13 protein-coding genes and 1 tRNA gene are annotated in these 17,012 nt (G+C 63.9%); 10 read left to right on the forward strand and 4 right to left on the reverse strand.

Annotation, left to right across the window (positions count from 1 at the left end; all coding sequences use genetic code 11):
• Positions 1-80: 80 nt before the first annotated feature.
• On the forward strand, positions 81-1,271 hold the full coding sequence (locus SLQ33_RS32370; protein ID WP_319458029.1) for a hypothetical protein: 1,191 nt from the start codon (positions 81-83) through the stop codon (positions 1,269-1,271).
• A gap of 335 nt (positions 1,272-1,606) precedes the next feature.
• Here SLQ33_RS32370 and SLQ33_RS32375 read toward each other — a convergent pair whose 3' ends face one another.
• Both SLQ33_RS32375 and SLQ33_RS32380 read right to left on the reverse strand, forming a co-directional pair.
• Positions 1,607-3,172, reverse strand: coding sequence for a pentapeptide repeat-containing protein (locus SLQ33_RS32375; protein ID WP_319458030.1), 1,566 nt, complete (start codon positions 3,170-3,172; stop codon positions 1,607-1,609).
• A gap of 3 nt (positions 3,173-3,175) precedes the next feature.
• The gene (locus SLQ33_RS32380; RefSeq protein WP_319458031.1) at positions 3,176-4,000 is read right to left on the reverse strand and encodes an AbiJ-NTD4 domain-containing protein; all 825 of its coding nucleotides are present in this window, start codon (positions 3,998-4,000) and stop codon (positions 3,176-3,178) included.
• A 631-nt stretch (positions 4,001-4,631) separates the two neighbouring features.
• On the opposite strand from SLQ33_RS32380, the gene SLQ33_RS32385 reads away from it, so the two are divergent.
• The 3 genes from SLQ33_RS32385 (at position 4,632) to SLQ33_RS32395 (ending at position 7,135) form a co-directional block, all read left to right on the forward strand.
• Positions 4,632-5,357 (forward strand): hypothetical protein, encoded by a 726-nt coding sequence (locus SLQ33_RS32385; RefSeq protein ID WP_319458032.1) that lies wholly within the window; start codon positions 4,632-4,634, stop codon positions 5,355-5,357.
• Positions 5,358-5,427: 70 nt separating this feature from the next.
• The gene (locus tag SLQ33_RS32390; RefSeq protein WP_319458033.1) at positions 5,428-5,805 is read left to right on the forward strand and encodes a VOC family protein; all 378 of its coding nucleotides are present in this window, start codon (positions 5,428-5,430) and stop codon (positions 5,803-5,805) included.
• Positions 5,806-5,887: 82 nt separating this feature from the next.
• Positions 5,888-7,135, forward strand: coding sequence for an ABC1 kinase family protein (locus tag SLQ33_RS32395; RefSeq protein ID WP_319458034.1), 1,248 nt, complete (start codon positions 5,888-5,890; stop codon positions 7,133-7,135).
• A 162-nt stretch (positions 7,136-7,297) separates the two neighbouring features.
• On the opposite strand, the gene SLQ33_RS32400 is transcribed toward SLQ33_RS32395, so the two are convergent.
• Positions 7,298-7,373, reverse strand: a tRNA-Arg gene (locus SLQ33_RS32400).
• 134 nt (positions 7,374-7,507) lie between these two features.
• Between SLQ33_RS32400 and argS the strand changes: the two genes are divergently transcribed.
• The 6 genes from argS (at position 7,508) to rho (ending at position 16,262) form a co-directional block, all read left to right on the forward strand.
• Positions 7,508-9,160, forward strand: coding sequence for an arginine--tRNA ligase (argS, locus tag SLQ33_RS32405; RefSeq protein WP_319458035.1), 1,653 nt, complete (start codon positions 7,508-7,510; stop codon positions 9,158-9,160).
• Positions 9,161-9,240: 80 nt separating this feature from the next.
• On the forward strand, positions 9,241-10,581 hold the full coding sequence (lysA, locus tag SLQ33_RS32410) for a diaminopimelate decarboxylase (protein ID WP_319458060.1): 1,341 nt from the start codon (positions 9,241-9,243) through the stop codon (positions 10,579-10,581).
• Complete coding sequence (locus SLQ33_RS32415) at positions 10,578-11,903, forward strand: homoserine dehydrogenase (RefSeq protein WP_319458036.1); 1,326 nt, start codon at positions 10,578-10,580, stop codon at positions 11,901-11,903. Before lysA ends, SLQ33_RS32415 begins: the two co-directional genes overlap by 4 nt.
• Positions 11,900-12,982 (forward strand): threonine synthase, encoded by a 1,083-nt coding sequence (thrC, locus tag SLQ33_RS32420; protein ID WP_319458037.1) that lies wholly within the window; start codon positions 11,900-11,902, stop codon positions 12,980-12,982. The genes SLQ33_RS32415 and thrC overlap by 4 nt, the downstream gene beginning before the upstream one ends.
• A gap of 15 nt (positions 12,983-12,997) precedes the next feature.
• Positions 12,998-13,936, forward strand: coding sequence for a homoserine kinase (thrB, locus tag SLQ33_RS32425; protein WP_319458038.1), 939 nt, complete (start codon positions 12,998-13,000; stop codon positions 13,934-13,936).
• A 334-nt stretch (positions 13,937-14,270) separates the two neighbouring features.
• Complete coding sequence (rho, locus tag SLQ33_RS32430; protein ID WP_319458039.1) at positions 14,271-16,262, forward strand: transcription termination factor Rho; 1,992 nt, start codon at positions 14,271-14,273, stop codon at positions 16,260-16,262.
• 53 nt (positions 16,263-16,315) lie between these two features.
• Here the strand turns inward: rho and SLQ33_RS32435 are convergent, their stop codons facing one another.
• Complete coding sequence (locus SLQ33_RS32435; RefSeq protein WP_319458040.1) at positions 16,316-16,921, reverse strand: helix-turn-helix domain-containing protein; 606 nt, start codon at positions 16,919-16,921, stop codon at positions 16,316-16,318.
• Between the last annotated feature and the right edge of the window lie 91 nt (positions 16,922-17,012).

A 17,012-nucleotide genomic window follows, 5' to 3' on the forward strand; every position in this document is an offset into this window, starting at 1 on the left:
TCGAGCCCGACCGTCGTGCGGATTGAACTGTGCCCGCGCGCAGTACGTGTCACGGGTACCAGCGTCGAAGAGGGGGCATCATGCTGTCGTCGACCCGCACGCACACCGGCCTTACTGCCGCAGGTCTCGCGATCGTGAGCACCGCAGCGATGGCGGTCGCGCACAGTGCTCCCGTTGGTCCCGGGCATTCGCCACCGGTGGTTTCGGCGGACGTCCGCTTGGCCGCGGTGGAAGTGCCTCCCGGCGGACTGGTCACCAGCTTCCTTGGCAATCAGGTGATCTATTGCTCCATCATCTGCCCGCTACTGGTGCAGACCGGGGCGACGGCCTTCGTGACGACGACGCAGACCCCCGCGACATTCTTCGCCGCACTGCAAACCGGTGATCTATTGAGGGCGCTCGGGGCCGCTGCCGCGTCGGTGACCGGCCCGACGAATGCCGCGGCGGCGGCGACCATCCTCGCCGACGGATCGGAAGTCGCGCCACGTGCGTTCAACGCCTTCGAGGTGGGCGTGGTCGGGCTGCTCAACGTGGTTCCGTCGGCCGCCGGCGGACTCCCGGAGTTCCTCGCGGCCGTGCAGACCGCGCGCCAGGACACCTTCGACGCGCTCAACGCACCCATCGTGCCCAACCCCACGCCGACCGTCACGCCGAACGGCGTCCTACAGGTCGCCGTGGTGTCCCTGCTCAACGTGGGGGGAGCCATCATCTTCCCGGCCTTCAACGAGGTGCTTGGCGCGACGACGTGGGTACCTGACGCCGTCGCGCAGGAACTGGCGGCCACGGGCGATCCGGCCCGGGCGATCGCCGCGGGGGTCGCGAAGACAGCCGAAGTGGGGAACGCAGCCGTGTCGGTCATCGCCGACGCCGTTGTCACCGCGGTCGACGACATTCGTGCGGCGAGCGGGCCCGCTGCGCGCACGAGCAGCGCCGCTGCATTGCAAACAACCTCTGCGGCAACCAAGTCCGAACCATCCGTCGATGCCGAGACACCCGCGACCCCGGGCACGACGATTCGTTCGAAGCCGACGGCGACGTCGGGTCCGGCAGCGGAACTCGACCCGACGCCAGCTTCGCGTCCTGCGACGGATTCGAAGCTGGCGGGACCGAAGTCCTCGAGCGCCCGGCCGGCCACGTCACATCCGCTACGCAACCTCGCGGCCGAAGTTCGCAAGGCGGTGCACGACGCGGTGTCGAAGGACCCCACCAAGACGCTCGCGGCCAAGAACGCCGAAGCAAATCCACATCACGGGAGCGGTGCCGAAAAATAGGCGGTCGAACGCGGCACCTCAGGATCAGCGCCGAGCATGAAGTGATTCCCGACGGCCGAGTCGTCCGGTTGTTGCACGGCGCTCACGAACCGGGGCTTAAACGGCAAGCAGGTCGAGATTTGCGAAAAGTCAAAGGAGACAACGGCAATGCAAGATATGCGGCAACCACTTGTCGAATTCGGCGGTAGCGGCTACGACCGTGAGGCACGGATCGTGAGCCCCAGCGACGACGCGAAACCGCAGGCACCATCACGGCCGACACCAGGTCTGCATGCTGGCGTACCACCATCGCCACGACGGTAGTTACATCCGTAAGCCATTGAGGCGCAGGTGATTCAATTCGGATCACCTGCGCCTCTCGCTTTTCTGCTTTGCAGTACCTCTGGGACGGCACCATCAGGCCACCGCGTTCTCCCGCTGTGGCGCGCATCCTGAAAGTTCGCATCGGTAATATCCGCAGTTGAAAAGTCTGCGCCGCGTACGTCAGCGTCCTTGAAGGATGCCTTCGCAAACTTTCCATTTGTGCAATTGGCATCGATGAGTTGGGCTTTGTTAAATCCGGCGATGACCAGGTCGGCCTTCATCAGCCTTGCCCCGCTTAGGTTGGCTCGCTCGAAATCGGCGTTCGGCAACGAGGCTTCCGTAAACCACGAGCCCTGTAAGATCGCGTTCCTGAACACGACTCGTTTCGTGTTTATGTCGGAATTCGAAACCATCTTGGTCCGTGAACTTTGCAATTCTGCTCTGGTTAGGTCGGCTGCTGTGAAATCGGCGGCGGATAGCATTGCTCTTACCAGGCTGGCGCCCGTTAAGTTGGCTGCGACGAGGGTTGCATGCGATAGGTCTGCACCATCGAGATTCGCTCCCTGCAAATCGGTTTCATTGAAGCTGAATCCTGACAGATCAGCTCCGGCAAGGTCCAGTCTGCACGGCCGCCAGTCGTCTGGGTCCTCAGTCTTCGAGGAGCGGTGCAAACGAATCTGATCGACTATCGTCTTGCGGACCTCTAGATCTTCGGGTGAATCACCAGTGTCTTCCGGAAGGCCGTTGTCGTCATAGAATTGCACTTGTGGACGTGGAGTGCGCAACTGGGCGCAGAGAAGGTTCACACACACTTGGCGCTCATTGTCCTTGCCGAAGTTGTGCCAGTCGTCGGCCAGCGACGCAAGTGCGTAAGCACCAGCGTGGCGTACGGCGTAGTTGTCGGAGCCCAGTTGCTGAGCGATTGTGGTGAACCGTGCCCGTAGCTCTCGCTCGCGATCGTCGGCTCGTCGGTCATTGTCGAGCTTATGTTTGTCCGTTTCGAGCTTGTGACGTTGCCGATCGAGTTCGTATTTTCGCGAATCGAGTCGGAGCTGTTCGGTTGCCGTCTGCTGAGCCTCTATCGCGACTTCGTGCGCCCGCTCCGCGGTGTCTTGGCGGCGGTATGCGACAAAAGCGGCGCCGCCGATGCCGATGATCGCCAAAATTGTGGCGGTGGTTCGGGCTGCGTCGAATATCTCGGTGCCGTCGACATGTGAGAAGAAAGCTCGCCAGCCGTCAGGGTCGCGCCACGGCCATGGCTGGTCACTGAGAAGCCATGCCAGCCAGCCGAAGAAGCCGAAGCCGATTGCGGTGACGACTAGGGTTCCGCCAGCCACCAATACCCACAGGGGCCAGCGGCGTCGTGCTGCCTTTGCTGCTTTCTCCTTCGTCACTTTCGTATTGCGGCGGAGTCGGTATCGGCGCAACGGCCTCCAAATTGGCGGCTGGTGCTCGGTCGGAGTACCAGACTTCAAGGCTTCGATAGCAGCTCGTCTTCGGCCAGCCAGTTCGGCGTCGACCACTTCGCCATCGACCACTTCTGCTTCGACCTCGTCGGGATCGGGTGCGGATTGTGGTGGATTATCTTGCGCGGCCACGGGTTACGGATTCGCCTTCAGACTCGTCAAGTAGTTCACCATCGCCGAGCACGTGATCAGAAAGTAGTGTGCCAGTTCTTGGGTGGCGGGAACGCTTCCCGGATAGTCGGCATGCCGAATGCCGCCACTGTCGCTGGTGAATCCGTAGATGCCCTTCCAACCCTTCAGCAGCGCGGGATGGATCGACGCATTGGCCTGTTTGGCGATCAGGTCAAGCGCTTCGCCCAGAGTTGCCGACGACTTGCCAGAGAATTCGCGTGCCGCTGACTCCACCGCCGAAATCGACTCTTTGATCGAGTTCGCGTACTGCGGGTTGTCTCGATCGGCGAAGAGGCTGAGCGCTTGCTCGATGTGCTGCCGAGTTGGAGAGCCTGCCGGTTGGGCTGCTGTATCGCGGATGGCCCGTAGCTCTGTCTCGTCGGTGATCTCGACTACCTGACCGCCGACAATCCGGTATCCGGCGCGGTTGAAGGCAAGAACAGCGTTTAGCAGATCTACGAAGGATTGGTCATGGTCGGGCGTTTGTGACGCGATGTACTCCAGCAGGTCGTACACCTCATGCCACGCACCCTCAAGCATGGTCGTCTTGATGAGTGCCGCCAGCCTCCACTCTTGAGCGTCGTATGTCTCTGACAACTGTCCAAAGTGCTGCCACCAAATCGCGCCGAGCATGTAGGGATATGGATTGCAGCCAACCCTGAACAGTCGCCGGAAGGTTATGTTCCACAGATCGACGCGAAGGCGTTCGTCAAGGCTTTCGAGCTGTATGGCCTCCGGAACCGGCGTAAGCCCTTGGCGCTGTGAAAAGGTCAGTGGGCGGGCAGGCATCGCTCAGTTCCTTCTGGTCGTGCCGAGCTGTACTGGTCGGTGTCTGCTGAATGGTTCGTCTCGGCTATCGCCTCGGATAGCAACGGCGACTGTCTGTTGTGTCGCGGTCGCGCACAAATCTCAGCCTGCCAGCTGACTCGGCTAGGTGGGGGATAGACCAGAGGTGTGTCGGGATAGTCGGTTGGCAACGTCAACTGCGACACCACTAGGACACGTATGGGGCACGATCCGCAAAACTGATGCTAAAAAACGGCCTTGACCTGCGGAAACTTGGGTGCCCCCGGCAGGATTCGAACCTGCGGCCTTCGGCGCGGGTGACTAGAGGGAAACGCTCCTGGCACTATCTGACGTTGCTGGAACGCCAGCGGAGGTCGGCCTTGCGCGAGCACGGCTACGGTTTCCGTGAGGACACCGCTGAATCGGACGGGCAGGGTCGGACTGATCTTTTCTGGCTGACCGGAGATGACGATCAGGAGGACGGACCTCTAGTTCCGAAGGCCGGTCCTTGTAGCGGCAGCAACGAACAAAGCGCTGACTCTGGCCCGACAGACTAACGTCGGCGTATCGTTCTCGCTACCAATACACCAGCGGCGGCGGCTAGTCCAGCGGCGGTGGCTAGTTAGGAATAAAGATGTCCGACGAGTCTTCAGATCAACCAAACACTCCTGCCTACGGATCAGACCCGTGGCCAAATGTGAGCCTTCCGCGGGGCGGTAGCAACACGGCGCCTTCACTCGATGAACTTCGGAGCAGCTTGCCGGTCCGGCCGGTGGATGCGCCTTCGCACACCGACTCGTTCCCTGATGGAGCGGAGCTTGAGTACGAGCGGTCGGTGATCAGTCTCCCCTTCTACGCTAAAGGCGCGGATCGTCCCCGCACGCTCGCTGAGATGGATGTGCTCCCCTTCGACGCGTACATGAGGATCTTGCGCGGGGCTCCAGTCCGAAACGGCATAGGGTATCGCCAATTTGAATTCTATATTGATGCTTGGGAACTCAGAGCACGGACAGGTCCTGGTCCGGAAACGGACATCACTTTTACCTTGTCCGATACAGTTCAGCCCAAGAGCATTTGCGTCGCACTCCAACAAGATTCGGACTTTCCAGCAATGATAATTTACAATGCGATATATGATGTGTATATGGGAAGCGAGAGGATAATAGAAAAGCAGCCAGGGCTAGGCACCGGCATCCCAATTTACGAAGTTCCCCCTAGGAACGTTACTGTAGCATTCGAGAAACCTTTCGAATCGAAAGTCTTCTCCTTCATGCCAGGAAAGTGTGATGGCATGCGCTCTATTTCCTTGGAGGAATTCGCGGGTGGAGCGGATGAAGTCAGAAGCATACGCGGGCTCTAGACACGTAACTCGATTGTGATTAGTCTATCAAAGCGATTCATCCCAGCACCGAGTAGCAGGAACCAAAGAAATGCATATTGCGCTGATTCAAATCAACGTCAAAGATTTAGCAGCAGCGTGGGATTTCTATGTGAATATACTGGGCATTCCCGGCCGCTGGGTCCATGGCGAGAATAATCCGTTCGAGCTGGAGCTCGGTGACATACCGGTCTTAGTCTACCCAGTGCACGGTGAGGCTACACAGAAAGTCGCTGCGTCCAGCGCGGTGATTGTCTTCGGAACCCACAGCATAGATCGAACATACGAAGAATGGCACGCCCTGGGAGTAGAGTTCATCCCGGTAGAAAGGTCGGTCGATGTTAGCGGAATCGCGCAATCACCTTACGGTCGTTTCGTCAAGTTTCGCGATCCATTTGGAAATGTCCATGAATTGCTTGAGACCCGCTGACGCGCGTAGCGTCCCACCTTCGCTCGGTCGATTTGTTGCCTGAAGTTACATGGGCCTTCAGACGGATCAAATTAGTACGAAGATGACCCATGTCACGCGGCTAGTGTGGGTATTCACCCGAATCTCTCTGGCCGCGTTCAAATTCGGCTGGCGTACGTTCATCTGCCGACAGTCGGTGCCGGCGGTGATGGCCGAGGAATTGAGAGATCTCTTTGTTTGCCTTGGTCCGGCGTACATTAAAGTGGGTCAGTTACTTTCGACTCGCAACGATCTGCTACCACCATCAATCGTTCAGCGTCTTGCGATGCTGCGAGATGAACTACCAGCGATAAATGAAGATGATGTGCGGCGCGCGATCCTCAGATCTTTTGGGGTACCCGTGGAAGCAATATTCAGCGATTTCTCGTACGACACAATCGGTAGTGGGAGTATTGCGTGCGTCTATCGCGCCGTTGCGGACGACGGCTGCCAGGTTGCGGTGAAAATACGTCGGCCTGGAGTGCATCGCCAGATTGCATCGGACGTCGATGCGCTCTCCTGGTTGGCCGCCACGCTTTCGCATTTGCCGCCGCTTTCCGACCTCCCGATTCTTGAATCTGTTTCGGAATTGGGACGATGGCTAAATCTGCAAACCGATTTTGTACGAGAGAGGAAGATGATTGATCGGATGGCAGCGGCACTTGCTCCTGAGCGACGCGTACGAGTACCACGGGTTTTCGAGCATCTCTGTTCTTCAGATGTAATTACGATGGAGTATCTCCCTGAATTTCACAATAAGGCGGGCGGCGACTTATCAGAGTCTGCAATTACAGCGCTGCGCATGCTATATCGTATGATCTTTGTTGCGGGTCTTGTACATTGTGACCTCCATCCATCAAACTTGGCGTTATGTGCGAACGGCAACGTCTGCCTGACGGACTTTGGATTCGTTGCCGAACTGCGAGCCTCGGGGAGGCTCGGATTTGCTGAATTCTTCTACTGTATCTCGCGCAACCATGGTGCTCAATGCGCCGATATCGCTTTGCGCATGGCGGCGTCTCGGCCGTCTGGGTTGAACCGGGCTCGCTTCACTGCCGAAATTGCAGAGGCAGTCGACGCAGTTTCTGGAGCACAAGCCGAAGATTTCTCGGTCGGACGATTCGCCCTTCAGATGTTCGATATCCAGAGAAGATATCGGGTGCGATCTACAACTTCTTTTCAGATGGCAATCATGTCGTTGGCAGTCCTTGAAGGAATAATTCGAACGTACGAACCGGCCCTTGATTTCCAAGCTGAAGCGAGGCCTTATCTGATACGGGCCTCGCTCGAGCAAACGGAGCCAACGCGATGACAGGTCGAAATTTAGGTTGATGGGGGACGCAACAAAGGATGGACGCATGCGCCCTTCCGAGGACATGACAGATTGTGGCGGTCGGCGTTGTGACATCGTCGTGACACGGAGCCCTCAGCGGGCGCTGTGACGGGGAGTGATCCAGTGAAAGGCCTGTTCAGATGGTGCCCCCGGCAGGATTCGAACCTGCGGCCTTCTGCTCCGGAGGCAGACGCTCTATCCCCTGAGCTACGGGGGCGCACGGAAACCGTTGCGCCGTTGGGCCTCGACAGCCTAACGCATTGTCCCATGCCCGATCGCACCGTGAGTCGCTGCGCCGCCGGTCGAAACTGATTCGGGGGCTGACCACCCCAGACCATAGGATGGTCCCCCGTGACCCCCGCCGATCTGGCCGAGCTGCTCAAGACCACCGCTGCCGCGGTGCTGGCCGAGCACGGCCTCGACGCTGCCGCGCTACCCGCAACCGTCACCGTCGAGCGCCCCCGCAACCCCGAGCATGGCGACTACGCCACCAACCTGGCTCTCCAACTCGCCAAGAAGCTCGGCGTCAACCCTCGTGACCTGGCCGGATGGTTGGCAACAGCGCTGGCCGCCACCGATGGCATCGCCACCGCCGACGTCGCGGGACCCGGGTTCGTCAACCTGCGGATCGAGACGTCGGCCCAGGCCGCCGTCGTCGACGACGTGCTCAGCGCAGGGGAGTTGTACGGCGGTTCGGCCGACCTCGCAGGCACCAACATCAACCTCGAATTCGTCTCGGCCAACCCGACCGGCCCCATCCACATCGGCGGCACCCGCTGGGCGGCCGTCGGCGACGCGCTCGGTCGGCTGCTGTCGACCCAGGGCGCCAAGGTGGTACGGGAGTACTACTTCAACGACCACGGTGCGCAGATCGACCGGTTCGCGCGCTCCTTGGTCGCAGCAGCCAAGGGGGAGCCCGCGCCCGAGGACGGCTACGCCGGCGACTACATCTCCGACATCGCCGCACAGGTACTCGCCAAGGCGCCGGGCGCGCTGAGCGAGAGCCCCGAGCAGCAGCAGGAGACGTTCCGCTCCATCGGCGTCGACCTGATGTTCACCCACATCAAGGCTTCGCTGCACGACTTCGGCACCGACTTTGACGTCTACACCCATGAAGACTCGATGCACACCAGCGGTCGCGTGCAAGAGGCCATCGCCAAGCTGCGCCAAACCGGCAACATCTACGAGAAGGACGGCGCCAGCTGGCTGCGCACCACGGAGTTCGGTGACGACAAGGACCGCGTCGTCATCAAGAGCGACGGCAACCCGGCCTACGTCGCCGGCGACCTCGCCTACTACCTGGACAAGCGTCAGCGCGGGTTCGACCTGTGCATCTACATGCTCGGTGCCGACCACCACGGTTACATCGCGCGGCTGAAGGCGGCCGCCGCCGCGCTCGGTGACGATCCGGACACCGTCGAGGTGCTGATCGGCCAGTTGGTGAACCTGGTGCGCGACGGACTGCCCGTCCGGATGAGCAAGCGTGCGGGCACGGTCATCACGCTCGACGACCTGGTCGACGCCATCGGGGTCGACGCCGCACGCTACGTGCTGATCCGCAGTTCGGTGGATTCGCCCATCGACATCGACCTGGCGTTGTGGTCGTCGGCGTCGAACGAAAACCCGGTCTACTACGTGCAATACGCGCACGCCCGGCTGTCGGCGCTGGCGCGCAGCGCCGCCGAGCTTGGCATCGCCGCCGACACCGGGCACCTAGACCTGCTCGCGCACGACCGCGAGGGTGCGCTGATGCGCACCCTGGGCGACTTCAGTCGGGTACTGAAAACCGCTGCGTCGCTTCGTGAACCACACCGGGTGTGCCGGTACCTGGAGGATCTCGCCGGCGACTACCACCGGTTCTACGACTCCTGCCGGGTACTCCCGCAGGGCGACGAGCAGCCGAGCGAACTGAACGCCGCCCGGCTGGCCCTGTGCGGTGCCACGCGGCAGGTCATCGCCAACGGGCTCGCCATCCTCGGCGTCAGCGCTCCGGAGCGCATGTGAACGCGCACCCCGCCGGACCGCGGCACGCCGACGAGATCCATCACGGTGGCGCTCCCGCGCGCCCGCAGTCGGTCACCGAGATGCTCACGTTGGCCCCGAACGTGTGGCCACGCAACGCCGTTCGTGGATCTGACGGCGTGGTCAGCATCGCGGGCGTACCGGTGACGCGACTCGCCGAGGAGTACGGCACCCCATTGTTCGTCATCGACGAGGACGACTTCCGGTCCCGGTGCCGCGACATCGCCGCGGCCTTCGGCGGTGGCGAGTACGTGCGCTACGCCGCGAAGGCCTTCCTCTGTTCCGAAGTGGCGCGCTGGGTAGACCAGGAAGGCCTGTCGCTCGACGTCGCCACCGGCGGCGAGCTCGCCGTGGCGTTGCATGCCGGATTCCCGGCCGAGCGGATTGCGTTGCACGGCAACAACAAGTCCGTCGACGAACTCACCGCGGCGGTGAAGGCCGGCGTCGAACACGTCGTGCTGGACTCGATGACCGAGATCGAACGACTCGACGCCATCGCCGGTGAGGCCAGCATGGTGCAGGACGTGCTGGTGCGCGTAACGGTCGGCGTCGAGGCGCACACCCACGAGTTCATCTCGACCGCGCATGAGGACCAGAAGTTCGGGCTGTCGCTGGCCAGTGGCGCGGCGATGGACGCCGTGCGCCGCGTGTTCGCCGCCGACCACCTCCGGCTGGTCGGGCTGCACAGCCACATCGGGTCGCAGATCTTCGACGTCGCAGGCTTCGAACTCGCCGCACACCGCGTGATCGGGCTGCTGCGCGACGTGGTCGCGGAGTTCGGCGTCGAGAAGACAGCGCAGATCTCCATCGTCGATCTCGGCGGTGGGCTCGGCATCTCCTATCTGCCGCAAGACGATCCGCCCCCGATGTACGACCTGGCCGACAAGCTGGGCGCCATCGTCCGCAACGAGTCCGCCGCCGTAGGGCTGCCTGCGCCGAAGCTGGTGGTGGAACCCGGCCGGGCCATCGCCGGACCCGGCACCATCACGCTCTACGAGGTCGGCACGGTCAAGGACGTGGCGATCAGCCAGAGCGCCCACCGCCGCTACGTCAGCGTCGACGGTGGCATGAGCGACAACATCCGCACCTCGCTGTACGCAGCCGAATACGACGCCCGGCTGGTGTCCCGCGTCAGCGACGCCCCGCCGACGTTGGCGCGCATCGTCGGAAAGCACTGCGAGAGTGGCGACATCGTCGTTCGTGACACGTGGGTGTCCGACGACGTGACGCCGGGTGACCTCGTCGGTGTCGCCGCCACCGGCGCCTACTGCTATTCGATGTCGAGCCGGTACAACCTGCTCGGCCGCCCCGCGGTGGTCGCCGTGCGGGACGGTGTGGCGCGGTTGATCCTGCGCCGCGAGACGGTCGATGACCTGATCAGCCTGGAGGTAACGAGTAAATGAGTGAGCCCGAGAAGCCCGTCGGCGTAGCCGTATTGGGTCTTGGCAATGTCGGCAGCGAAGTCGTGCGGATCATCGAGGCCAGCGCGTCCGACCTCGCCGCCCGTATCGGTGCGCCATTGGAGCTGCGCGGCATCGGAGTCCGCCGGGTGGCCGCCGACCGCGGCGTCCCGATCGAACTGCTCACCGACGACGTGGCCGCACTGGTCTCGCGCGATGACGTCGACATCGTCGTCGAGTTAATGGGCCCGGTCGAGCCCGCCCGCAAGGCGATCCTCGCGGCCCTGGAACGCGGCAAGTCGGTGGTCACCGCCAACAAGGCGCTGATGGCCCAGTCGACCGGAGAACTGGCGCAGGCGGCCGAAAGTGCCCACGCCGACTTGTACTTCGAGGCTGCGGTGGCCGGCGCGATCCCGGTGATCCGCCCGCTGACCCAGTCGCTGGCGGGCGACACCGTGCTGCGGGTGGCGGGAATCGTCAACGGCACCACCAACTACATCCTGTCGGCGATGAACGACACCGGCGCGTCCTACGCGGATGCGTTGGCCGATGCGAGCGCCCTCGGATATGCCGAGGCCGACCCCACGGCGGACGTCGAGGGATACGACGCCGCCGCGAAGGCTGCGATCCTGGCTTCCATCGCGTTTCACACCCGCGTCACCGCGGACGACGTCTACCGCGAGGGCATCACCAAGGTCACCGCGGCCGACTTCGAGTCGGCCCGTGCGCTCGGGTGCAACATCAAGCTGCTGGCGATCTGCGAGCGGCTCACCAACGACGAAGGTCAGCAACGCATTTCGGCTCGGGTCTACCCGGCGCTGGTGCCGTTCGAACACCCGTTGGCGTCGGTCAACGGCGCGTTCAACGCCGTGGTGGTCGAGGCCGAGGCGGCGGGTCGGCTGATGTTCTACGGGCAGGGTGCCGGTGGCGCGCCGACCGCCTCGGCGGTGATGGGAGATCTAGTGATGGCTGCCCGCAACCGGGTCCAGGGTGGCCGTGGGCCGCGCGAGTCGAAGTACGCGCAACTACCGATCTCACCAATCGGATTCATCCCCACCCGCTACTACGTCAGCATGAACGTCGCCGACAGGCCCGGCGTGCTGTCCGCGGTGGCCGCCGAATTCGGCAAGCGCGAGGTCAGCATCGCCGAGGTGCGCCAGGAAGGCATGGTCGACGGCGAGGGCCAACGGGCCGGGGCGCGCATCGTCGTCGTCACGCACCGGGCCACCGACGCCGCACTGTCGGAAACCGTTGCAGCACTGGCCGATCTCGACGTGGTGGAGACCATCAACAGCGTGCTGCGGCTGGAAGGAACAACCGAATGAGTTCGTCTCGTACTGCCGTGCACCAACCGTGGCCGGGGCTCATCGCCGCCTACCGCGACCGGTTGCCGGTCGAGGACGGCTGGACGCCGATCACGCTGCTGGAGGGCGGCACGCCGCTGATTCACGCCAAGCGGTTGTCCGAACAGACCGGCTGCACAGTTCATTTGAAGGTCGAGGGACTCAACCCCACCGGCTCGTTCAAGGATCGCGGCATGACGATGGCGGTCACCGAGGCGGTGGCCCGCGGCCAGAAGGCGGTGTTGTGCGCCTCCACCGGCAACACGTCGGCGTCCGCGGCGGCATACGCGGCGCGGGCGGGCATCACCTGTGCGGTGCTCATTCCTCAGGGCAAGATCGCGATGGGCAAGCTCGCCCAAGCGGTGATGCACGGCGCGAAGATCATTCAGATCGACGGCAACTTCGACGACTGTCTCGAGCTGGCGCGCAAGCTCACCGCGGACTTCCCGACGATCTCGCTGGTGAATTCGGTCAACCCCTATCGCATCGAGGGGCAGAAGACCGCGGCGTTCGAGATCGTCGACGCGCTCGGCCATGCGCCAGACGTGCACTCGCTGCCCGTCGGCAACGCGGGCAACATCACGGCGTACTGGAAGGGCTACACCGAGTATCACCGTGACGGGTTGATCGACAAGCTGCCCCGCATGCTCGGCACGCAGGCCGCTGGCGCGGCGCCGTTGGTGCTGGGGAAGCCCGTGAGCAACCCCGAGACCATCGCTACCGCCATCCGGATCGGTTCACCCGCGTCGTGGGACACCGCCGTGGAGGCGCAACAACAGTCGAACGGTCGGTTCCTGGCCGCCACGGACGACGAGATCCTCGCCGCGTATCACCTGGTCGCAAGCACCGAAGGCGTCTTCGTCGAGCCGGCCTCGGCCGCGAGCATCGCCGGGCTGCTCAAGTCGATCGAGGACGGCTGGGTGACGCGCGGATCGTCCGTCGTGTGCACCGTCACGGGCAACGGTCTCAAGGACCCCGACACGGCGCTCAAGGGGATGCCCGCCGTCACCGCGCTGCCCGTCGATCCCGGTGCGGTCGTCGCCCAACTGGGTCTGGGCTAGCAGAGTAGGTCGAAGGTGACACAGCTGCTGCCCGTTGGACTGACCGCGAGTTCCGTGGTCGCCGCGTCGAGCGCCAACTTGGGACCGGGCTTCGACAGCCTGGGTTTGGCGTTGAGCCTGTACGACGAGATCGTCGTGGAGACAACCGAATCCGGGTTGATCGTCGAGGTCGAGGGGGAGGGCGCCGGCCAGGTTCCGTTGGATGCCACGCACCTCGTCGTCCGCGCGATCGAGCGAGGGTTAGAGGTCGCGGGGGTTAGCGCCAGTGGGCTGAAGGTGTGGTGCCACAACGACATTCCCCATTCGCGTGGCCTGGGTTCGTCGGCCGCTGCGGTGGTTGGTGGACTCGCCGCGGCGAACGGACTTGTCGCACAATCTGGTTCGACGCCGTTCGCCGACACCGACCTGGTCCAACTCTCGTCGGAGTTCGAAGGCCACCCCGACAACGCCTCGGCGGCGGTGTTCGGCGGCGCGGTCGTGTCCTACACCGAGGGGGCCGACCCGCGCTACGCCGCGGCACCGCTGCGGTTGCATCCGGACATCAGGCTGTTCTCCGCCATTCCCGAGGTCCGCTCGTCGACTGCCGAAACCCGGGTATTGCTTCCGGAGCACGTCAGCCACGTCGACGCGCGCTTCAACCTCAGCCGCGCTGCATTGCTCGTGGTGGCGCTCACCGAGCGGCCCGATCTCCTGATGGTGGCGACCGAGGACAGGCTGCACCAACCGCAGCGGGCGGCGGCGATGCCCGCGTCGGCGGAATATCTGGGAATACTGCGACGTTGTGGCATTGCGGCGGTGCTTTCTGGTGCCGGACCTGCGGTTCTTGCGCTGAGCGCCGGGTCGGAGCTGCCCGCCGAAGCCGTGGAATTCGGCAGCGCGCACGGGTTCGTCGTTCGCGAGATGTCGGTCGGAGACGGTGTCCGATGGTCGGCCGGGGTTCCGGTCGCACGGTGAGTTCCAGGGACGGGGAAGTTCACGTCCGACACCCGTGGAGTTCACACGAGTCACACGCGAATCAGCGGTATTCTTGCTTCGGACACGGATGCGGGTTATTCTCGCTCTCGTCCAGCAATCGCAGCGTCTGTACCTGCGCCGACACTAGGACGACCACTCTCTCTTTAGGTGTTCAATCTCGTGGACTGACGGTTCGCCCATTCCGGCGAACCCGGCGATCACCGTTGCACAGGCGATGGTGGGACGAAGGCATTCAGTGACCGGCCTCGTGCCGAACCGCTGAATGCAAAGAACCCTCGCGGAATTCGATCGGCGAGGGAAGGAAAGGAAATCCGTGTCTGATACGGACCTCATCACGGCTGGTGGCAGCAGCGACGACATCGCGCTGCCGGACCCCGTGAGTTCACACTCCAGCGAGCAGGACGTGCCTGCTCCGCAGGCCGAGCCCACCGCTCCGCCGCAGGCCGAGCCGGCCCCGGCCGCCGAAGTCGCGTCCAGCGAGCGTTCCGGTTCGCTGACCGCCATGGTGCTGCCAGACCTGCGGGCACTCGCGGGCGAAATCGGCGTCAAGGGCGCGTCGGCGATGCGCAAGAGCGAGCTCATCGCCGCCATCCGCGAACAGCGCGGCGAGTCCAACGGTCGGGCCGCTGAGTCCGCCCCTGCACCCGAAGCGGCACCCGCCGAGCCGGCGGCGCCTGCAGAAGCTGCTGCGCCCTCCGACGCGCCGGCCCCCGCCGACGATGCCGAGCCGACCCAGGCCCCGACTACCGAGGCTGGCGGCGAGCCGACACGCCAACGCCGCGAGCGTCGTGGTGCTTCCCGGCAAGCCGGAGCACCTGCGTCCGACGACGCGGACCAGACCGAGAAGCCCGACAAGCCCGACAAGGCCGAGAAGGCCGACGACGGCGGTCGCGACTCCGGCAGGCAGAACAAGTCCGGCGAGCAGAACGACCGGAATGACGGCGGCAACTCCAACCGCGGCGGCAACAACAGCGGCAACAACAACCGCGGCGGCAACAACAACGACAACGATGACGACGACGGTGACGGCAGGCAGGGCCGACGCGGCCGCCGGTTCCGTGACCGCAGGCGTCGCGGCGATCGCCCAGGCGGCGAAGGCGGTGGCGGCGGCGATCGCGACACCGAGCTTCGCGAAGACGACGTCGTGCAGCCGGTCGCGGGCATCCTCGACGTGCTGGACAACTACGCGTTCGTGCGGACCTCCGGCTACCTGGCCGGCCCCAACGACGTCTACGTGTCCATGAACATGGTGCGCAAGAACGGCCTGCGTCGTGGTGACGCCGTCACCGGCGCCGTCCGGGTGCCCCGCGAGGGCGAAGGCGGCGGCGGCGGCGGTAGTCAGAACCCGCGGCAGAAGTTCAACCCGTTGGTTCGCCTCGACACCGTCAACGGCGGACCCGTCGACGCGGCCAAGAACCGCCCCGACTTCAACAAGCTGACCCCGCTGTACCCCAACCAGCGGCTGCGCCTGGAGACCACGCCCGAGCGGCTGACCACCCGCGTCATCGACCTGATCATGCCGATCGGCAAGGGGCAGCGCGCGCTGATCGTGTCGCCGCCCAAGGCCGGTAAGACCACGATCATGCAGGACATCGCGAACGCGATCACCAAGAACAACCCCGAATGCCACCTGATGGTCGTGCTCGTCGACGAGCGTCCGGAAGAGGTCACGGACATGCAGCGTTCGGTCAAGGGTGAGGTCATCGCCTCGACCTTCGACAGGCCGCCGTCCGACCACACCCAGGCCGCCGAGTTGGCGATCGAGCGGGCCAAGCGCCTGGTCGAGCAGGGCAAGGACGTCGTCGTGCTGCTCGACTCGATCACCCGGCTGGGCCGCGCGTACAACAACGCGTCGCCGGCGTCGGGACGAATCCTGTCCGGTGGTGTCGATTCGACCGCCCTGTACCCGCCGAAGCGGTTCCTCGGCGCGGCCCGCAACATCGAGTTCGGTGGCTCGCTGACGATCATCGCCACGGCGATGGTCGAGACCGGGTCGACCGGTGACACGGTGATCTTCGAAGAGTTCAAGGGCACCGGCAACGCCGAGCTCAAGCTCGACCGCAAGATCTCCGAGCGTCGGGTGTTCCCGGCCGTCGACGTGAACCCGTCGGGTACGCGCAAGGACGAGCTCCTGTTGTCGCCTGACGAGTTCGCGGTCGTGCACAAGCTGCGTCGCGTGATGTCCGGTCTCGACGCGCATGCGGCCATCGACCTGCTGATGAGCCAGCTGCGCAAGACGAAGACCAACTACGAGTTCCTGGTGCAGGTCTCCAAGACCACGCCGAGCAACATGGACCACGACTAGCCAAGCGATTTCGGCGCGCTTTTGCCCGCTCAGCGAGCAAAAGCGCGCCGAAGTCACACGTTCGGGTCGGCGCGAAGCCCCGGCATGACGTAACGCCGGACGTGGGTCAACACCGCGTCCTCATCGCTGGCGTCGAGTCGTTCACCGGGGACGGTGGCAAGCGAGATCAGTACGCGCGCAACCCATTCCGATGCCTCGGCGATGTCGGTGTCGACGTGGATGTCGCCCGCGTCGCGTGCTGCGACCAGGTACCGCGTCCAGAATTCGGCGAGATCGGGCACCAGGCCCTGCACGCCCGCGCCCGCGCAGGCGGCGAACTCCTCTGGCTCGTCCACCCGCAGTTTCATCAACAGTGCGCCGGGATCCTCGTAGGCGGTTCGGCCGTGCCGGATTCCGGCGGCGAGTTGGCGATCCAAGCCGTCGATCCGTTCGAGCATGGCGTGCGCATCCGACCAGTACGCATTGTTGAGTCGCACGATCGCCGCCCCGAGCAGTGACGCCTTGTCGGGGAAGTGCCGATACAGCCAGCCGCGGGACACCCCGGCGGCCTCGGCCACCTCGGACACCGTCGTCGCACGAATACCCTTGGCGCGCAGGCATACCTCGGCCGCGTCGGTCAACCGATCGCGAACGCTCCTACGTGCCGTGCGGGTGGTCAATGGGATGACTCCTGGCCATTTCTCAGCGGGATCGAGCGGAACGGATGCATTCTGCCAAGTGGCTCACGGTACCGTGTGTCCAGCCAGTGCT

Origin of the sequence: Mycobacterium sp. RTGN6 (genome assembly GCF_033804605.1) — a bacterium.
Classification (GTDB): domain Bacteria; phylum Actinomycetota; class Actinomycetes; order Mycobacteriales; family Mycobacteriaceae; genus Mycobacterium.